Source organism: Embleya australiensis (genome assembly GCF_051903075.1).
In the GTDB taxonomy this organism is placed as follows: Bacteria; Actinomycetota; Actinomycetes; order Streptomycetales; family Streptomycetaceae; genus Embleya.
Window position 1 is genome coordinate 3,356,710 of sequence record NZ_CP182423.1, and the last position, 20,037, is coordinate 3,376,746.

A 20,037-nucleotide genomic window follows, 5' to 3' on the forward strand; every position below is an offset into this window, starting at 1 on the left:
GGTTCACCCTGCCGGTACAGCTCCGTCGAGTCCCCGGCACAGCTCGGGTCGGCCCCGTTTCAGCCTCGCTCAGCTTCCGTCAGCCCCGTACAGCCCAGGAAGGACCGACACGACCATGCCGGACCGCGACCCGCCGGACAACCACAAGCTGGTCGGCTACCTCAAGCGCGTGGCCGCGGAACTGCACGACGCGCGCGCGGAGTTGCGCCGCATCGAGGAGCGGGACACGGAGCCCGTCGCGATCGTCGCGATGGCCTGTCGCTTCCCGGGCGGGGTGGCCTCGCCCGAGGACCTGTGGCGCCTGGTGGCCGAGGGGCGCGACGCGATCGGACCGCTGCCCACCGATCGCGGCTGGGACGTGGACGGGCTCGACGCCGTCGCCGAGAGCCGGGTGCGGCAGGGCGGATTCCTCGACCATGTGGCCGACTTCGACCCCGAGTTCTTCGGCGTCTCGCCGCGCGAGGCGCTGGCGATGGACCCCCAGCAGCGCGTGCTGCTCGAAGTGGGCTGGGAGTTGTTCGAACGCGCCGGCCTGGACCGCGCCGCCGTGCGCGGCAGCCGTACCGGCGTCTTCGTCGGCGGCGGCTGGACCGGCTACGGCAGCGACCTGGGCGAGGTGCCCGACGGCGTCGGCGACCACCTGGCCACGGGCACGATCATCAGCGTCCTGTCCGGCCGCCTCGCCTTCGTGTACGGGCTCGAAGGCCCCGCCGTCACCGTCGACACCGCGTGCTCGTCCTCGCTGGTCGCGCTGCACCTCGCCGTCCGGGCGCTGCGCGGCGGCGAATGCACGATGGCGCTGGCCGGCGGGGTCACGGTGATGCCGCACATCGGCGTGTTCGGCGCGTCCGGCCGGCAGCACGGCATGGCGCCGGACGGCCGATGCAAGGCCTTCGGCGCCGGCGCGGACGGCACCGGCTGGTCCGAGGGCGCCGGACTGCTCCTGCTGCAACGGCTCTCCGACGCGCGCCGCGCCGGCCGGCGGGTACTCGCCGTGGTGCGCGGCAGTGCGGTCAACCAGGACGGCGCCGGCAGCGGCCTGACCACGCCCAACGGCTCCGCGCAACGCCGGGTGATCCGGCAGGCGTTGGCCGACGCCCGGCTCACCCCGGACGACATCGACGCGGTCGAGGCGAGCGCCACCGGCACCCCCCTCGGCGACCCGATCGAGGCCGGGGCCCTGCTGGCCGGCTACGGGTCGGGCCGCGACCCCCGGAAACCCCTGTGGCTCGGCTCCCTCAAGTCCAACGTGGGCCACACCCAGGCCGCCGCCGGCGTCGCGGGCGTGATCAAGACGGTCATGGCGCTGCGCCACGGCGTGCTGCCCAAAACACTGCACGCGGACGAGCCGACGCCGCACGTGGACTGGTCGGCCGGCACCGTACGCCTGCTGACCGAGGCGCGGCCGTGGCCCGACACCGGCGAACGGCCGCGTCGGGCCGGGGTCTCGTCCTTCGGGATCAGCGGCACCAACGCGCACGTCATCGTGGAACAGGCGCCGGACGAGCTCGAGTTCGAACCGGAGCGGATCGCGGTCGTGAACCGGCCGCCGGCGCCATGGGTGTTGTCGGCGCGCGACGAGGAGGGGCTGCGCGCACAGGCGGAACGACTGGCGGCCCGGGTCGCGGCCGAGCCCGATCTTGTGCCCGACGACGTCGCCTACTCGCTGGCCACCACCAGGACGGCACTGGCCTGCCGCGCCGCGCTCACCGCCGCCGACCTCGACGGCTTCACCGCGCGGCTACGGGCCCTGTCCGCCGGCGAGGGGACGGTCGCCATGGCCGCACGGGACCCGCGTCCGGTCTTCGTCTTCCCGGGTTACGGTCCGTCGTACCGGACCGACCCGTTCCGGGAACTGCTCGACACCAGGCCGGAGTTCGCCGCGACCATCGCGGAGTGTCAGAGCGCGCTCGACCCCTGGGTCGACTGGTCGATCGCCGAGTTGTTGCGCGCGGCGGACGAGCGGGCGCCGACCCGGGTCGACGTCGCCGAACCCCTGTCGTGGGCCGTGGCGGTCGCGCTCGCCCGGCTCTGGCAGGCGTACGGCGTGCGACCCGCCGCCGTGGTGGGCCACGGCCACGGCGAGATCGCCGCGGCCTGCGTCGCGGGCGGCCTGAGTCTGGCGGACGGCGCCAAGGTGGCCGCGCTGCGCGGACGGGCCCTGCACGAACTGGCCGGCACCGGCGGCATGAACGCAGTCGCGGTGTCGAACCACGCTCCGAACACGCCCCACGTGGAGGCGATCCGTGCCCGGCTGACGCGGGACCTGGCCGACCTCGCGCCGATGCCGGCCACCGTGCCGTTCCACTCCTCGACGACCGGCACACCGGCGGACACCGCCGTGCTCGACGCCGACCACTGGTACGGGAATCTGCGACGGCAGATGCGTTTCGACGACGCCGTCGGCGGCCTGTCGAGCGAGGGGCACAACGTCTTCATCGAGATCGGCGCCCACCCGGTCCGCACCACCGCGTGGGCCGGCACGATCGCCGCCGCCGACGTGCCGGCGGTCGTGCCGGCGACCTTCCCGCGCGGGGCGGACGGTTGCGGCGGCTTCGCCGAGGCCCTGGCCGCCGCGCACGTGCACGGGCTCGACGTCGACTGGCGGCATCTGTTCGACGGGTCGGCGGTGCCGCCGCGCCGAGTGGATCTGCCGACCTACGCGTTCCGGCGTCGGCGCTTTTGGCCGGCGACCGTCGGTGACGGGGAGGCCGGCGGCGGACATCCGCTGCTCGGCGCCCGACCCGCGCGACTCGCCGCCGGGCCGGCCGGCACCCACGGCGGCGCACCGGTTCGCGGCAACTCCTCGACGCAGGACGGTGATCCGGACGCCGACCGCCTCGTTCACGAGCTGCTCGCCCTCGACGCGCCGGCGCGCGAACGTGCGCTCACCCGACTGGTCCGGGCCCAGGCCGCGGCGGCCCTCGGCTACGACGCCGCCGAAGCCGTCGACCCGGACAGCCCGTTCAGGAGCCTCGGCGTCGACTCCGTCATCGCCCTCGACCTGCGCAACCGCCTGGCCGCACACATAGGCCGGCACCTGCCCGCCACCCTCGTCTTCGACCACCCGACGGTCGTCGCGCTCGCCCGACACCTGGGCACCGAACTGTCCGCCCCCGGAGGCCGGTTCCCGACACGTCCGGTACCGGCCCCGACCGGCGTCGACCACGAACCGCTCGCCATCGTCGGCATGGCCTGCCGCTTCCCGGGCGGCGTCGGCTCGCCCGAGGACCTGTGGCGCATGCTGGCCGACGGCCGCGACGGACTGACCGACTTCCCCACCGACCGAGGATGGCCGCTCGACGGGCTCTACCACCCCGATCCCGACCACCCCGGCACCAGCTACGTGCGCTCGGGCGGCTTCGTCGAGCACGCGACCGACTTCGACGCGGGCTTCTTCGGCATCTCGCCGCGCGAGGCGTTGGCGATGGACCCGCAACAGCGCCTCCTCCTGGAGACATCCTGGGAGGTGTTCGAACGGGCCGGGATCGACCCCGCCACCCTGCGCGGTTCGGACACCGGCGTGTTCGTCGGCGCCGTCGACATCGGCTACCCCACCGGAATGCACGTACCCGACGAACTCGGCGGCTACCTCGGCACCGGGAACGCCGCGAGCGTCGCCTCCGGCCGCCTCGCCTACACCTTCGGCCTGGAGGGGCCGGCGATCACGGTAGACACGGCCTGCTCGTCCTCGCTGGTCGCACTGCACCTGGCCGGTCGGGCGCTGCGTGGCGGCGAATGCTCCATGGCGCTGGCCGGCGGTGTCACGGTGTACGCCAACCCCGCGGCGTTCGTGGAGTTCAGCCGGCAGCGGGTGCTCGCCGCCGACGGCCGGTGCAAGCCGTTCGCGGCCGCCGCCGACGGTACCGGCTGGTCCGAGGGCATCGGCATGCTGCTCGTCGAACGACTGTCCGACGCGCGCCGCAACGGCCACCGCGTCCTGGCGACCATCCTCGGCTCGGCCGTCAACCAGGACGGCGCGAGCAACGGCCTCACCGCCCCCCACGGACCCGCGCAACAACGGGTGATCCGGCAGGCGTTGGCCAACGCCCGGCTGACCGCGCGGGACGTGGACGCCGTCGAGGCACACGGCACCGGCACCGCCCTCGGCGACCCGATCGAGGCCCAGGCCCTGATCGCCACCTACGGCCGGGAACACCACGCGGACGAGCCGGTCCGGCTGGGCGCGCTCAAGTCCAACATCGGGCACACCACCGCCGCCGCGGGCGTGGCCGGGGTGATCAAGATGGTGTTGGCGATGCGGCACGGCGTGGTGCCCAAGACGCTGCACGTCGATGCGCCGACGCCGCATGTGGACTGGTCGGCCGGCACGGTGGAGTTGTCGACCGAGGCCCGTCCGTGGCCGGAGACGGGCCGGCCGCGTCGGGCCGCCGTGTCGTCGTTCGGGATCAGCGGGACGAACGCGCACGCCGTGCTCGAATACCGCCCGCCCGAGCCGACCGACCCGCCGGGCGCCGACGCGCGGGTCGATCCGGGCGTACTGCCGTACCTGCTCTCGGCCAAGACACCGCAGGCGCTCGCCGCCCAGGCCGAACGACTGCACGCGCACCTCACCGCCGAAGGCGCCGGGATCGCCCCGGCCGACCTCGCCGCCGCGCTGGCCGCCGGCCGCGCCGCACTGGAGCATCGGGCGGTGGTGACGGCCGCGGACCGGGCCGAGTTGCTGGCCGGCCTTGCCGCACTCGCGGCGGGAGACCCGATCGGCACCGTGACCGTCGGCTGTGCACGAGCGGACCGCCGACCGGTGTTCCTCTTCGGCGGACAGGGCAGTCAGCGAGTCGGGATGGGGCGCGAACTGCACGCCGCACAACCGGTGTTCGCGGCGGCCTTCGACGAGATCGTGTCCGCATTGGACGACCGGCTGTCCGGGCACGTGGCGTATTCGGTGCGGGACGTGGTCTTCGGGACGAAGGGCACCGAAGGGCTCCTGGACGAGACGGTGTTCGCCCAGGCCGGGTTGTTCGCGGTGGAGTGCGCGCTGTTTCGACTGGTCGAATCGTTCGGCGTGCGGCCGGAGTTCCTGATCGGGCACTCGATCGGGGAGTTGACCGCCGCACACGCCGCCGGGGTGTGGTCGCTCGCGGACGCGGCGACCGTCGTGGCGGCGCGTGGGCGGTTGATGCAGGCGCTGCCGGCGGGTGGGGCGATGGTCGCGGTGCAGGCCACCGAGGACGAGGTTCGCAGCGCCTTGGACGGGCGGGGCGCGGTGAGTGTGGCCGCCGTCAACGGGCCCACGTCCGTGGTGGTTTCCGGGGACGAGGACGCCGTACTGGCGGTCGCCGCACGCTTCGCGGAGCAGGGTCGGCGGACCAGGCGGCTCCGGGTCGGTCACGCCTTCCACTCGGCGCGGATGGAGCCGATGCAGGCCGATTTCCGTGCCGTGCTGGCGGGCGTCTCCTACGCCGACCCGCGGATCCCGGTGTTGTCCAACCTCACCGGCACCGTCGCCGACAACGGCGAGTTGGCGAGCCCGGACTATTGGCTGCGTCAGGTACGCGAGCCGGTCCGCTTCGCCGACTGCGTCGCGTCGGTGCGGGCTTCGGGCGATCTTGTACTGGTCGACGTCGGGCCCGACGGGACGTCCACTGCGATGGCCCGCGAATGCCTCGGCCCGGCCGTCCGGACGCCGCCCGCCGAGACGCCGACCGCCGAGACGCCGACCGACGAGACGCCCGCCGTCGCGCTGCTGCGCCGGGACAGGTCGGAACGGGCCACGTTCACCGAAGCCCTGGGTGCGCTGCACGCACACGGGACACCCGTCGACTGGTCCGCCCTGCTCACCGGGCGCGGCGCGGCGGTCGACCTGCCCACCTACCCGTTCCAGCGACAGCGCTACTGGCTCGACCCGCTGCCCGACGCGCGCACGACCGGCGACCCGGACAGGTGGCGGTATCGCGCCGAATGGATCCCGTGGACCGAACGATCCGACGCCGAACCGACCGGCACCTGGCTCGTGGTGAGCCATCCGGCCGCCCCGTACACGGACGCCTGCGTGCAAGCGCTCGAACGGCGCGGTGCCGCCGTGACCCGGCTTCGGGTCGACGCGACGGAGTGCGACCGCGGCGTGCTCGCCGAGCACCTGCGCCGCCTCGGCCCGCTCGACGGCGTGCTCTCGCTGCTGTCCGACCTGCCCGGCGAACCCGACGACCTGCCGGGACTCACCCACGGCCTGGCGGCCACCCTCGCCCTCGTCCGGGCGTTCGCCGACACCCGACCCGGAGGCAGATTGTGGTGCCTGACCTCCGGCGCGGTATCCGTCGCGGAGCGCGACCCGCTCGGCTCCGCCGACCAGGCCGAAATCTGGGGACTCGGCCGCACCGCCGCGCTCGAACTGCCCGACCTGTGGGGCGGTCTCGTGGATCTCCCCGACGGCACGCGGCCCACGGTCGACACCGTCACGGAGGAGGCCGACGCCGTCGACGTCCGGTCCCGGCTCGCCGACGTGCTCGCACAGGGCGCCGAGGACCAGGTGGCGATCCGTGCCGACGGCGTGCACGTCCGTCGCCTCGTCCGCGCGCCCGCCACCGCCCGCACCGCCGACCGGCCCTGGCAGCCCACCGGCACGGTGCTGATCACCGGCGGCACCGGCGGCCTCGGCGCACACGTGGCGCGCTGGGCGGCGGGCGCGGGCGCGGAGCGGGTGGTCCTGGCCGCGCGTCGGGGTGCGCGGACCCCGGGGGCGGAAGACCTCGCGGCCGAACTGTCCGGCCTCGGCGTCGCCGTACTGATCGAGAGTTGCGACGCGGCCGACCGGCCCGCCGTGGAGCGACTGGTCGAGCGGATCGACGCCGACGGGCCGCCGTTGAGCGCGGTGGTACACGCCGCCGGGGTGGCCCAGGCGGCCCTGATCGCGGACACCGATCCGGTCGAGGCGGCGCGCGTCATCGCGGGCAAGGCCGCCGGCGCCGCCCACCTGGACGCCGTGCTGGGCGAGCGCCCACTGGCGGCGTTCGTGCTCTTCTCGTCGATCGCCGGCATCTGGGGCAGCGGCGGCCAGGGCGTCTACGCGGCCGCCAACGCACACCTCGACGCCCTCGCTCGGGACCGGCGCGCCCGCGGCCTGGTCGCCACGTCGATCGCCTGGGGCCCGTGGGCCGGGGGCGGCATGGTCGAGCAGGCCGACGGGGACCGGCTCGCCCGGCTCGGCCTGCGCGCGATGGACCCGCAGGCCGCGGTGGCCGCGATGGCCCGTGCGGTGGGCCGCGGCGACGCCGATGTGGTCGTCGCCGACGTCGACTGGCGTGCCTTCGCCGCGAGTTTCACGTCGTCGCGCCCGAGTCCGCTGCTCCGCGGCCTGCCCGAGGTCGACGCCGCGCTCGCGGCACCGGCGGCCGGCGCCGGCGCGGCGGACCCGGGCCTGATCGGGCGGCTGGCCGTTGCGGGACCGGCGGAACGCGAGGCGATCCTGCTCGACCTCGTACGCGGCCAGGTCGCGGCCGTACTGGGCCACACCTCGGCGGGGCGGATCCGGGCCGACCAGGCGTTCGACGACCTGGGCTTCGACTCGCTGACCGCCGTCGACCTGCGCGACCGGCTCGGTCGGGCGACCGGCGTCGAACTGCCGAGCACGCTGGTGTTCGACCACCCGACACCCGTCGACCTGGCCGCCCGACTGCGGGCCGCGCTGACCGCCGGCGACGAATCGGTGCTCACCCCGGTGCTGGCCGAACTCGACGACCTGGAGGCCGCGTTCGGCCGGGTCGCCGACGAGGACCCGCAGATCCGGGCCCGGGTCGCGCTGCGCATGCGACGTTTCGTCGAACGGCTCGGCGCCCTCGACCGGGACGACATCGCGACCCCCGACGAAGCCGGAGTGGAGGCCGCCTCCGACGACGAACTGTTCGCGTTGCTCGACCACCATCTCGAAACCCCCGGGCAGACCCCGAAAGGTGACCACTCATGAGCGGCGGCGAGGACCGACTTCGGGACTACCTCAAGCGCGCGACGGTCGACCTCCGGCGGGCCCGCGCCCGCATCGCCGAGTTGGAGCGACCCCCCGAGCCGATCGCCGTGATCGGCATGGCCTGCCGCTACCCCGGCGGCGTGCGCTCGCCCGAGGACCTGTGGCGGCTGGTCGCCGACGGGGCGGACGCGGTGGGCGGCTTCCCGAACGATCGGGGCTGGGCGGTGGACGAGCTTTACCACCCCGATCCCGAACACCGGGGCACCAGTTATGCGCGTGAGGGCGGATTCGTGGCCGGCGCGGGCGAGTTCGACCCCGGCTTCTTCGGGATCTCGCCGCACGAGGCGCTGGTCATGGACCCGCAGCAGCGGCTGCTCCTGGAGACCTCGTGGGAGGCGTTCGAACGGGCCGGAATCGATCGGCGTGCCCTGAAGGGCAGTTCGACCGGAGTCTTCGTCGGCGGCACCCCCAGCGGCTACGGCTTCGGGGTCGAGCGCCTGCCCGACGGGGTCGAGGGATACGCCCTCACCGGCGGGGCCGGCAGCGCGATGTCGGGCCGGGTGTCCTACGTGCTCGGCCTCGAAGGCCCGTCGGTGACCGTGGACACCGCGTGTTCGTCCGCGCTGGTGGCGCTGCACCTCGCCGTGCAGGCGCTGCGCGGCGGCGAGTGCACGATGGCGCTCGCGGGCGGGGCGAGCGTGATCGTGAACCCAGCCGTCTTCGTCGAGTTCAGCCGGCAGGGTGTATTGTCCGCCGACGGCCGGTGCAAGTCGTTCGCCGCCGCGGCCGACGGCACCGGGTGGGCCGAGGGGGTCGGGATGCTCCTGGTCGAACGGTTGGGCGACGCGCGCCGCAGGGGGCACCCGGTACTGGCCGTGGTGCGCGGCAGCGCGGTCAACCAGGACGGCGCGAGCAACGGCCTCACCGCCCCCAACGGACCCGCGCAACGACGGGTGATCGAGGGCGCGTTGGCGAACGCGGGCCTGGCCCCCTCCGACATCGACGCGGTGGAGGCGCACGGTACCGGCACCCGGCTGGGCGACCCGATCGAGGCCCGGGCGCTGATCGCCGCGTACGGCGGCGGCCGGGACCCCGAACGGCCGCTGTGGATCGGCTCGGTGAAATCCAACATCGGACACACCGCCGCCGCCGCGGGCGCCGCCGGGGTCATCAAGATGGTGATGGCGATGCGCCACGGCGTGCTGCCCGGGACGTTGCACGTGGATGCGCCGACACCGCACGTCGACTGGACCGCGGGCACCGTCGAAGTACTCACCGAGGCCAGGAGTTGGCCCGGCGACGGAACCCCGCGCCGCGCCGGCGTGTCGTCCTTCGGGATCAGCGGTACCAATGCGCATCTGATCCTCGAACAGGCCCCCGAGGCGGCTCCGGCCGCCGACGGGGAAGGAAAGCCCGGCGCACCGGTGTTGATCGACCCCGCCGTGCTGCCGTTCGTCCTGTCCGCGGACAGCCCCGAGGGCCTGCGGGCCCAGGCCGCGCGCCTGGCCGCCCACCTGGACACCGACGCGGGCCGGGACGCCACGCCGGCCGACCTGGCCCACTCCCTGCACGCCACCCGATCCGCCCTGGACCACCGCGCGGTGATCCGGGTCGAGGACCGCGACCGACTCCGGAAGGTGCTGGCGGGCCTCGCCGCCGGCACCCCGACCGCCGCGGTGACCAAGGGCCAGGCCCGATACGGCGAACGCGTCGTGTTCGTCTTCCCCGGCCAGGGCTCCGAATGGGTCCGCATGGCGGTCGAACTGCTCGACCACGCACCGGTGTTCGCCGCGCAGATCGCGGCGTGTCAGCAGGCCCTCGCCCCGTACGTGGACTGTCGCCTCGAAGAGTGGTTGCGCGCCGACGCCGACACCGCACAGGCATGGTTGACCCGCATCGACGTACTGCCGGTGGTGTTGTGGGCGGTGATGATCGCCCTGGCCGAACTGTGGCGCGCCTGCGGTGTCGAACCCGCCGCCGTGGTCGGCCACTCGCAAGGGGAGATCGCCGCCGCCTACATCGCGGGCGCCCTGACCCTGGCCGACTCCGCGAAGATCGTCGCCCTGCGCAGCCGAACCGTCGCGGCACTGGCCGGCCGCGGCGGAGTGCTCTCCGTCGGTGAACCCGCCGCCCGGGTCGCCACACGGTTGGCACGGTGGCCCGGCCGGTTGTCGATCGCCGTGCTCAACGGCCCCGTCTCCACCGGGGTCTCCGGCGACACCGCCGCCCTCGACGAACTCTCGGCGGAATACACGGCCGAGGGCATCCGCCACTGGCGCATTCCCACCACCTACGCCTCGCACAGCCCCCAGGTGGAGGAGATCCGCGACCGGCTGGTCGATGTCCTCGCCGGGATCGAACCCCGCCCGGCCCGCATCCCGTTCCACTCGACGGTCACCGCCGGCCGGCACGACACCACCGACCTCGACGCCGACTACTGGTACCGCAACCTGCGGCACACCGTGCGCTTCGAGGAGACCGTACGCAACCTGGTCGACGCCGGACACACCGCCTTCGTCGAGATCAGCCCGAATCCCCTGCTGGTCCCGGTCATCGAGCAGATGCTGGACGAAACGGACCGCACCGCGGTCGTGCTCGGCACACTGCGCTACGGCCGGTCGGACATGGCCCGATTCCTCGGCTCGCTCGCCGAAGCCCACGTGCACGGGCTGCCGGTCGCGTGGGACGCGGTCCTGGGTGCCGACTTCGGCCGGCGGGTGCCGCTGCCGACCTATGCGTTCCGACACCGGCACTACTGGCTGGAGTCCGGCGGCGGCCGGGCCGGTGCGGACGAGGCCGGGCTCGCCCCCGTCGACCATCCGCTGCTGCGCGCCGGCACCACGTTGTCCGACCTCGGCCGGTCGGTGCTGACCGGGTCGATCTCGGCGCGTACGCACCCCTGGGTCGCGGAACACGCCGTCGGCGACACCGCCGTGCTGCCCGCAACGGCCCTGGTGGAGCTGGCGATCCGGGCGGCCGACGAGGTGGGCTGTGGCCGCGTCGACGAACTCGACCTCGACGCACCGCTGATCCTGCCGCCGACGCGTGGAGTACGGCTACAGGTCGTGGTGGGCCCGCCGGACGAGACAGGCCGTCGCGAACTCACCGTGCACACCCGCCCGGTGGGCAACGGGGCTGCGGATGAGGAGGGTTGGCAGCGCAATGCCACCGCCGTGGTCCATCCGCGTGGCCCCGCCGCGGACTTCGACCTCGCCACCTGGCCGCCGGCCGATGCCGTCGCGGCCGACACCGATGCCGTCCGGGACCGGGCTCGGGCTGTCGGCTGGGCGTACGGGCCCGCCTTCCAGGGCCTGGAGCAGGTCTGGCGGGTGGGCGAGGAGGTGTACGCGGAGGTCGCGCTGGGGGAGCGGGAGCGCGCCGAGGCCGGGCGCTACGGCCTGCATCCGGTGCTGCTCGACCTCGCGCTCCAGGCGTACGACCGGGCCGGCTCGGATGATGCGCACGACGGGGTTTTGCTGCCGTGGGCCTGGCACGGCGTCTCGCTGCACGCCTCGGGAGCGCGGCGGCTGCGTGTACGGCTCGTCCCGCGGGGCGCGGGCGCGGTCACCGTGCTGGTGGCCGACGCCACGGGTGTTCCGGTGTTGCGCGCCGAGTCCGTCGAGGTGCGCCGGGTCCGGGTCGAGCGGGCGATCGGCGCCGATGTTCCGCGCGGCCCTGCCCGGGGACCGGCTCGGCGGGTGGCGGTGGACGACGCGACGGGCTCGGGGCTCTCGCTCGGGCGGCGGTTGTCCGGACTGTCCGAGGCGGACCGCGAGGACGTCCTCGTCGACCTGGTCCGCGCGCACGTGGCCGCGGTTCTGGGCCACGGGTCGGCGGGCGCGGTGGATCCGGATCGGGCCTTCCGCGACCTCGGCTTCGAGTCGGTCACCGCCGTGGAACTGCGCAACCGCCTCACCGCCGACACCGGACTGCGGCTGCCCGCGACGTTGGTCTTCGACTACCCCACGTCCGTCGACCTGGCGCGTCGGCTGCTTGCGGATCTGGCTCCGGAACCGGCCGAGGAGCCGCCTTCCGGCCCGGCGGGGTCGGACACATCCGGCGTCGGCGGCACGCCCGCCCACGACCGCACCGAGGAGGCGGTGGCGTCGATCGCGCGGATGGACGCCGACGAACTCGTGCGCCTCGCGCTCGACGGGCTCGAGGAGGTCTGACGGCGGGGCCGACCCCGCCGGGTCGTCATCCCGCGAGCGCGGGCGGAGTACGGCGCGACGTCACCCGGATGCGCCCAGCCAGTACGGCTCGCGTTGGAACGGGTAGGTCGGCAGGTCGATCCGCCGGGCGGGTACGTCCCGGAACAGCGCGGCGGGGTCCGGGGCGGCACCGGCCGCGTACAACCTGGCCACCGCCAGCGCCACCGCCCGAGAGGCGGGCAGTGTGTCCGACAACAGGTACACCGTGCCCGGCCGGTCCCGGCCGGGGGCGCCGAGCACCACGACGAGGTCGGTGCCGAGTGTCCCGGTCGCGGCGTCGGACCCCTCGCCCGAGGCCCCGGCGCTGTTCCCCACGCCCGCGCCCCCCACCGCACCGGCGAGCAGCGCGGCCGCGTCGATGCGCGTGCCGCCGTCCGCCGCCAGGACCGGAATGCGCGGTGACGCGACCGCGCGGTCGTTCGGGTCGGCGATGCCCCGGGCGGCGACGGCGGCGGCCTGACGCAGGGTCAGGCCGCCGCCGAGATGGGCGGCGGCGACCCGGCCCGCGCCGCGCCCGGCGACGGCGTCCGGGCGCAGCCCCAGGCCCTCCAGAAGCCGGTACGCGGCGACGTGTGCCGCGAACGCGGCGGCGCCGGCGTGCGGTTCGGCGTCCTTGCCCGGCGTGGGCAGCGGTCGACCCAGGTGGGGGGCGAGGGCGTGGGCGGCCTCGTCCCAGGCATGCGCGTAGGCCGGGAACGCCGCGTAGAACTCGGCCTCGGCGGCGGGCGAGCGCTCCTCGGCGCCGGGCAGCAGCGCCACCAGGCGGGCGTCGTCGCCGGCGGCCCGGCCGGTGAGCACGGCGGGATGCGCGGTGCCGGCGGCCAACGCGGCCAGGGCGTCCAGGAGTTCGGCCCGCTCCGTCACCGGGATCGCGGCGCGTTGCTCGAACACGGTGCGGGTGGTGGCCAGCGCCCGGGCCACTTCGGCCGCGGTGACGGTGTCCGGGCCGGCCGCCAGGTGCTCGCGCAGCCGGCGGGCCTGTGCGGCCAGCGCGGGTGCGGTGCGGGCCGACAGCAGGCAGGGCGGTGAGGACGATCCGGCGTCGGGTACCGGCGTCGTGGGCTCCTCGGGCGGCTGCTCCAGGATGAAGTGCACCTTGGTGCCGTTGCCGCCGAACGAGGACACCCCGGCGCGGCGCGGCCGTCCGGTCTCCGGCCAGGGCATTGCCCGGTGGGGCAGCGCGATGCCGCTGTGCTCCCAATCGACGTCGGGCAGCGGCTCGGCGGCGTGCAACGCCTCGGGTACGACGCCGTGTCGCATCGCCAGGATCGTCTTGATCACGCCGACCACCCCCGACGCGGCGTGGGGGTGGCCGATGTTGGCCTTGACGCTGCCCACCCACAGGGGCCGGTCGGCGGGACGGTGCCGGCCGTACGCGTCGATGATCGCCTCGGCCTCGACGGCGTCGCCGAGCGGCGTTCCGGTGCCGTGCGCCTCGACCACGTCGATGTCGGCCGGGCCGAGCCCGGCCTCGGCGAGCGCCAGTCGCATCACCCGGCTCTGCGACGGGCCGTGCGGTGCGGTCAGCCCGTTGCCGGCGCCGTTGTGGTTCAGCGCCGAGCCGCGGATCACCGCGAGTTCCGGGTGCCCGCGGCGGCGGGCCTCGGAGCGGCGTTCGACGATCAGTACGCCGGCGCCCTCGCCCCACCCGGTACCGTCGGCGGCGGCCGAGAACGACTTGCACCGGCCGTCGGGCGCGATGCCGCCGAGGTTGTCGAAGGCGGCCGGGAAGGCCAGTACGGTCACCCCGCCGACCACCGCGGAGTCGCACTCGCCGCGCCGCAGCGCCTGGCAGGCCAGGTGCAGGGCGACACCGGAGGACGAACAACCGGTGTCGACGGCGAGCGTGGGGCCCTCCAGACCGAACGTGTAGGCCACCCGGGCGCAGGCGAACGTCGGGCCGGAGCCGGAGGACACGTAGGGCCGGCTCGCCGGCGGAACCGCCCCCGGGTCGGAGACATAGTTCTGGTGGAAGGTGCCCAGGTAGGCGCCGACGCGGCCGGCGTCCACCCGCCGGGGGTCCTGCCCCGCGCGCTCCCACGCCTCCCACGCCAGTTCCAACAACAACCGCTGTTGGGGGTCGATCACCAGCGCCTCGTCCGGCCCGATGTCGAAGAACGCCGGGTCGAAGCCGGAGGCGCCGGAGATGAACCCGCCCTCGGGCAGCAGGCCGATGCCGGGCATGGCGTCGATCAGGGTGGCGAACCGGTCCCGATTCCAGCCGCGGTCGTCCGGCGCGGGTCCGATCGCGTCGCCGCCGGCCGCCAGCAACTCCCAGAGCGCTTCCGGTGATTCGATGCCGCCGGGGAGGCGGCAGCTCATCCCGACGACGACCACCGGATCGTCCTCGCCGACCGGCTCGGCGCGACGGCGTGCGGCGCCGACCGGGGCGGGTTCGTCCGTATCCCCGGTGAGTCGGGTGCGCAGGTGTCGGGCGACGGCGCCGGGGGTGGGGTGGTCGTAGATCAGGCCGACCGGCAGGCGCAGTCCGGTGCCGGCGGCCAGCCGGTTGCGCAGGTCGACGGCGTTGAGCGAGTCGAAGCCCAGTTCGCGGAAGGGCCGCCCCGGGCCGACCGCGTCGCCGTCGGCGTGGCCGAGGACGGCGGCGGCCTGGGCGCGGACGAGGTCGAGCAGGATCCGGGTGCGCTCGGCGGGCGGCTCGGCGGCCAGTCGGGCCGCGAGGTCCGCGCCGTCGCCCACGCCCGTGCCCGCGCCGGCGGCGCGGCGCAGCGGGGCGCGGATCAGGCCGCGGTACAGCGGCGGCGGGGCGCTGCCGGCGAGTCGGCGGGCGAAGGTGTCGAGGTGGATGCGCAGCGGTACGAACAGCGCGGTGTCGGTGCGCAGCGCGGCGTCGACGACGGCCATGCCCTCCGCGGTCGACAGGGCCAGGACCCCGGCATCGGCCATGCGCTCCCGGTCGGCGCTCGACATGCGGCGGGTCAACTCGCTCAGCTCCGCCCACGGGCCCCAGGCCAGCGAGGTGGCGGGCAGGCCGTGCGCGCGGCGGCGGGCGGCCAGGGCGTCCAGGAAGGTGTTGGCGGCGGCGTAGTTGGCCTGCCCGGGGGTGCCGAGTACGCCGGCGGCCGAGGAGTAGAGCACGAACGCGGCCAGGGGCGCGTCGCGAGTGAGTTCGTCGAGGTGCGCGGCGGCGTCCACCTTGGGGCGGAAGACGGCGGCGAGGCGCTCGGGGGTCAGCGCGTCCACGACGGTGTCGTCGACGGCCGCCGCGGTGTGCACGACGGCGGTGAGGGGGTGCTCCGCCGGGATGGCGGCCAGGACGGCGGCGAGCGCGTCCCGGTCGGCGGCGTCGCACGCGGCGATGGTGACGTGGGCGCCGGACTCGCGCAGCGCGGCGGCCAGTTCGTCGGCGCCGGGGGCGGTGGGGCCGCGTCGGCTGAGCAGGGCCAGGTGCCGGATGCCGTGACGGGACACCAGATGGCGGGCCACGAGTGCGCCGAGGGTGCCGGTGCCCCCGGTGATCAGCACGGTGCCGTTCGGGTCGAGCGGGGTGTGTTCGGGCGCGGGTGCCGTGGTGGCCCTAACGAGCCTGGGCGCGCGAAGCCTGCCGTCGCGGACGACCAGCCGGGGTTCGTCGACGGCCAGGGCGGTACGGAGCAGATCGGCGGGGATCGGGGTGGCGGGGTCGGTGTCGGTGTTCGCGTCGCCGTCGAGCAGCAGCAGGCGCCCGGGGTGCTCCGCGGCGGCCGAACCGACGAGTCCCCACAGGGGCGCGAGGTCCGGGTCCGGGATCTCGCCCGCGTGCACGGCGACCGCGGTTCGGGTGAGCAACACCAGCCGGCCGTCGGCGAGTCGGTCGTCGCGCAGGAACGCCTGTACGGTCGCCAGGACGGCGCGGGTGGTGGCCTCGGGGCCGCCGTCGCCGGTCGGGATCGGGACGACGACGACGTCCGGGAGGGGGGCTCCCGTGGCGACGGCGGCGCTCAGCTCGCCCTGGTCGCGGTATACCCGAACCTCGGCGCCGGCGGTGCGCAGGGCGGCGGACAGGCCGACGTGGTCGGGGACTTCGGTGAGCAGCGCCCACTCCGTCGGTGCGTCGTCGGGCGTCGCGGTCACCGGGGCCCACTCGACGCCGAACAGCAGGTCGGGCGGGAGCGACGTCGCCGGGTCGGCCGCGGCGACCCGCTCGAAGGCCACCGGGCCGAGGTCGGCGAGGGGTTGCCCGGCGGCGTCGGCGAGCGTCGCGGTGACCGTGCCGTCGGCGCCGGGGCGAAGGTGGACGCGGGCGGCGTCGGCACCGACGGCGTGTACGGCGACCCGCCCGAGCGAGGTGGGCAGCAGGTCGTGGCCGCTGCCGTCGTCCGGGGTCGGTCGGGCGAGCCGCCAGGCCCGGAGCGCGGCGTCGAGCAGGGCGGGATGGATGCGGTAGCCCCGTACCTCGCGGGCGTCGGCGTCGAGCGCCACATCGGCGAACACCTCGTCGTCGCGCCGCCACAACCTGCGGATCACCGCCGCGTCGGACGCGCCCTCCCGGTCGGGCGGTACGAGCGTGTCGGCGTCGCGCGGCGGCCACTCGTGCTCCGCCGCGACCGGAGGCGGCGCCGGTTCGGCGAGGGCGGCGTCGGCGTAGCGGACCCAGCGGCCGTTCCCGACGTCGGGGTGGCGGGCGTGCACGGTGAGCGTACGGGCGGCCACGGTCACCTGGATCCGGGTGGCCCCCGTCGGGGACACCACCAACGGCCGGTCCAGGGTCAACGCCGCCACCGCGCCGCGCACTTCGTCGGCGGCGCGCACCGCCAACTCCGCCAACGTCCCGGCGCCGAGCGTGGGTACGCCGCGCGGATCGGGTCGCACACACGGGTCGAGGGCGCCGACGGCGCCGGTCAGGACGACCTCGTCGCGTTCGGCCGACTCCAGCACGGCACCGAGGATCGGGTGCTCGGCGGCATCCAGTCCGAGTGCGGCCGGCTCGCCGGCCGGGCCGCCCGGCAGCAGCCAGTAGCGGGTGCCCTGGAACGGGTAGGTGGGCAACTCCACGTCGCCCGTGTCGACTTCGGCGAACAGCGGACCGAGGGCGACCCGGGTGCCACGCACCGCCGCCTCGGCCAACGAAGTACGAAACCGCAGCAGGGAATCGTCGTCGCGGCGCAGCGTCGCGACGGCGACGGCATCCGCCTCGGTGCTCTCGATGCACTCCTCGACGGCCGCCGTGAGCACCGGATGCGGCCCCATCTCGACGAACACACCGTGTCCGTGCCGCTGGAGCAGTGCCCGCACACCCTGCTCCAGCAACACGGGCCGGCGCAGATTGCGGTACCAGTAGTCGGCGTTCAGACGTGTGGTGTCGATCCAGTCGCCGGTGACGGTGGACCACATGGGCACCTCGCCGTCGCCGGGCGCGATGTCCGCGAGTTCGGCGGCCAGTTGCTCGCGAACCGCCTCGACCTGCGGCGAGTGCGAGGCGTAGTCGGCCGGGATGCGGCGCACCCGCACGCCGTCGGCCTCGCAGGCCCGGACGAAGGTGTCGAGCCGGTCCGGCAGGCCGGAAACCACGGTGGAGCGAGGGCCGTTGTGGGCGGCGACGGACAGTTCGGTACCGGTGTCGGCGATGCGGGCCGAGACCTCGTCGGCGGACAGGGCGACCGAGGCCATCGCGCCGCGACCGGCCAACGCGGCCACGGCCCGGCTGCGCAGCGCGACGACCTTGGCGCCGTCGGCCAGGGACAACGCGCCGGCGACGCAGGCCGCGGCGATCTCGCCCTGGGAGTGGCCGAGTACGGCGGCCGGCCGCACACCGTGGTCCTGCCACAACCGGGCGAGGGAGACCATGACCGCCCACAGCGCCGGCTGCACGAGGTCGACCCGGGCGAGCGCGGCCCCGTCGTCCAGGATCCGACCGAGCGGCCGGTCCAGCCACGGTGCCAGGGCTTCCTCGCACGCGCCCAAGTGGGCGGCGAACGCCGGGCATTCGTCGCGCAGTCGGGTCGCCATCCCGGCCCACTGGGAGCCCTGTCCGGGGAAGACGAAGACCACCTTGCCGCGGACGGTGGCCGCCCCCTCGACCAACAGCGGTGACACGGCGCCGGATTCGAGCGCGCGCAGCGGCTCGAAAGCCCCGTCGAGATCGTCGACCAGGACCACCGCCCGATGCTCGAACGCGGCCCGGCGACGGGCCAGTGCGGCGCCGACCGCGACGGGGTCCGGCCGGGGATCACGCGCGCACCACTCGGCCAGTTGCCCCGCACGGGCCCGCAGCGCCTGCGGGGTGGCCGCCGACAACAACCACGGCACCGGTCCACTGTTCAGCGGACCGTCGGGCCGCCGCTCCCGAGATCCGGCCGGCGGCGGATCGTCGGCGGGGTCGGCCTGTTCGAGCACGACGTGCGCGTTGGTGCCGCTGACCCCGAATGAGGAAACCGCGGCGCGGCGCGGCCGGTCGGTGTGCGGCCACGGGTGGGCCTCGTCGGCGAGCCGGACGTCGCCGGCCGACCAGTCGATGTGCGGCGAGGGCGCGTCGATGTGCAGGGTGCGCGGTACCTGCCCGTGGCGCAGCGCCAGGACGGCCTTGATCACCCCGGCGACCCCCGCCGCGCCCTGGGCGTGGCCGATGTTGGACTTGACCGACCCGAGCCACAACGGCCGTTGCGGATCGCGTCCCTGCCCGTAGGTGGCCAGCAGGGCCTGTGCCTCGATCGGGTCGCCGAGTGCGGTGCCGGTGCCGTGCGCCTCGACGAGGTCGACCTGATCGGGCGTCAGTCCGGCGTCGGCGAGGGCGGCCCGGATCACCCGCTGCTGGGACGGGCCGTTGGGCGCGGTCAGTCCGTTCGACGCGCCGTCCTGGTTGACTGCCGAACCGCGCAGCACGGCCAGCACCCGGCGGCCGTTGCGGCGGGCGTCCGACAGCCGCTCCACGAGCAACAGGCCCGCGCCCTCGGCCCACGTGGTCCCGTCGGCCGCGGCGGCGAAGGGTTTGCAGCGGTTGTCCGGGGCGAGCAGGGCCTGGTCGCCGAAGCCGTGGAAGATGGCGGGGGAGGCCATCACGGTGACCCCGCCGGCCAGGGCCAGCGAACATTCGCCGGAGCGCAGCGCCCGAACCGCCAGGTGCAGCGCGACGAGTGAGGAGGAACAGGCGGTGTCCACCGTGACCGCCGGGCCCTCGAGGCCGTAGACGTAGGAGAGCCGGCCCGAGAGCACGCTGCTGGACGCGCCGCTGAGCAGGTAGGTGGCCACCCCCTCGGGCACCTCGGCGACGCCGTCGCCGTAGTTGCTGACCGTGGCGCCGACGAAGACGCCGGTGGAGCTGTGCTTGAGCGAGGCGGGCACGATGCCGGCGTTCTCCAGGACCTCCCAGGAGGTCTCCAGGAGCAGCCGCTGCTGGGGGTCCATCGCCAGCGCCTCGCGGGGCGAGATGCCGAAGACGGAGGCGTCGAAGAGGTCGGCGCGGTCGAGGAATCCGCCCTGGAGGTGCGGGCCGATGTCGAGCCCGGCTGCGGCGAAGTCGAGCAACTGCCGTTCCCAGCCGCGATCGTCGGGCGGATCGCCGATGGTGTCGACGCCGTCGACGAGCACCCGCCACAGGTCCCGGGGGGAGGACACCGACCCGGGCAGGCGGCAGCCCATCCCGACGATCGCGATCGGCTCGCCGGTGGAGGCGGTCAGTTCCGCGTTGTGCGCACGCAGCCGTTCGTTCTGCGTCAGAGCCGCCCGAAGCGCCTCGACGAGCCGATCGGAAGGGGCATTGGCACGCGGGGATGTGGCACTCACGCCGAACTCCGCTCGTCGCAGCGACAAGCCGGCACCGGCACCGGCCCCGGCGGAGGATCACAACAGAACCGCCCTCAACCTAAAGCCCCGTCCCCCGAATCCCGACCCCACCTTCCGGCCCCCCGACCCCTGCCCACCCGACCCCAACCCCTCACGCCCTCCCCGACCCCACCCTTGCCC

1 protein-coding gene and 3 pseudogenes are annotated in these 20,037 nt (G+C 75.1%); 3 read left to right on the plus strand and 1 reads right to left on the minus strand.

Annotated features, from left to right (window positions below):
- The first annotated feature begins 169 nt into the window (after positions 1–169).
- From ACMXN5_RS44810 to ACMXN5_RS44820, 3 genes and pseudogenes are all read left to right on the plus strand, one after another.
- Positions 170–7,924: an SDR family NAD(P)-dependent oxidoreductase gene (locus ACMXN5_RS44810; protein WP_439681419.1), complete on the plus strand. Its 7,755-nt coding sequence runs from the start codon at positions 170–172 to the stop codon at positions 7,922–7,924.
- Between the two features lie 17 nt (positions 7,925–7,941).
- A pseudogene (locus tag ACMXN5_RS44815) lies at positions 7,942–11,031 on the plus strand (type I polyketide synthase); the annotation flags it as partial.
- Between the two features lie 102 nt (positions 11,032–11,133).
- A pseudogene (locus ACMXN5_RS44820) lies at positions 11,134–12,096 on the plus strand (polyketide synthase dehydratase domain-containing protein); the annotation flags it as partial.
- A 60-nt stretch (positions 12,097–12,156) separates the two neighbouring features.
- Here ACMXN5_RS44820 and ACMXN5_RS44825 read toward each other — a convergent pair.
- Positions 12,157–19,794: pseudogene (locus ACMXN5_RS44825) on the minus strand (SDR family NAD(P)-dependent oxidoreductase); the annotation flags it as partial.
- Between the last annotated feature and the right edge of the window lie 243 nt (positions 19,795–20,037).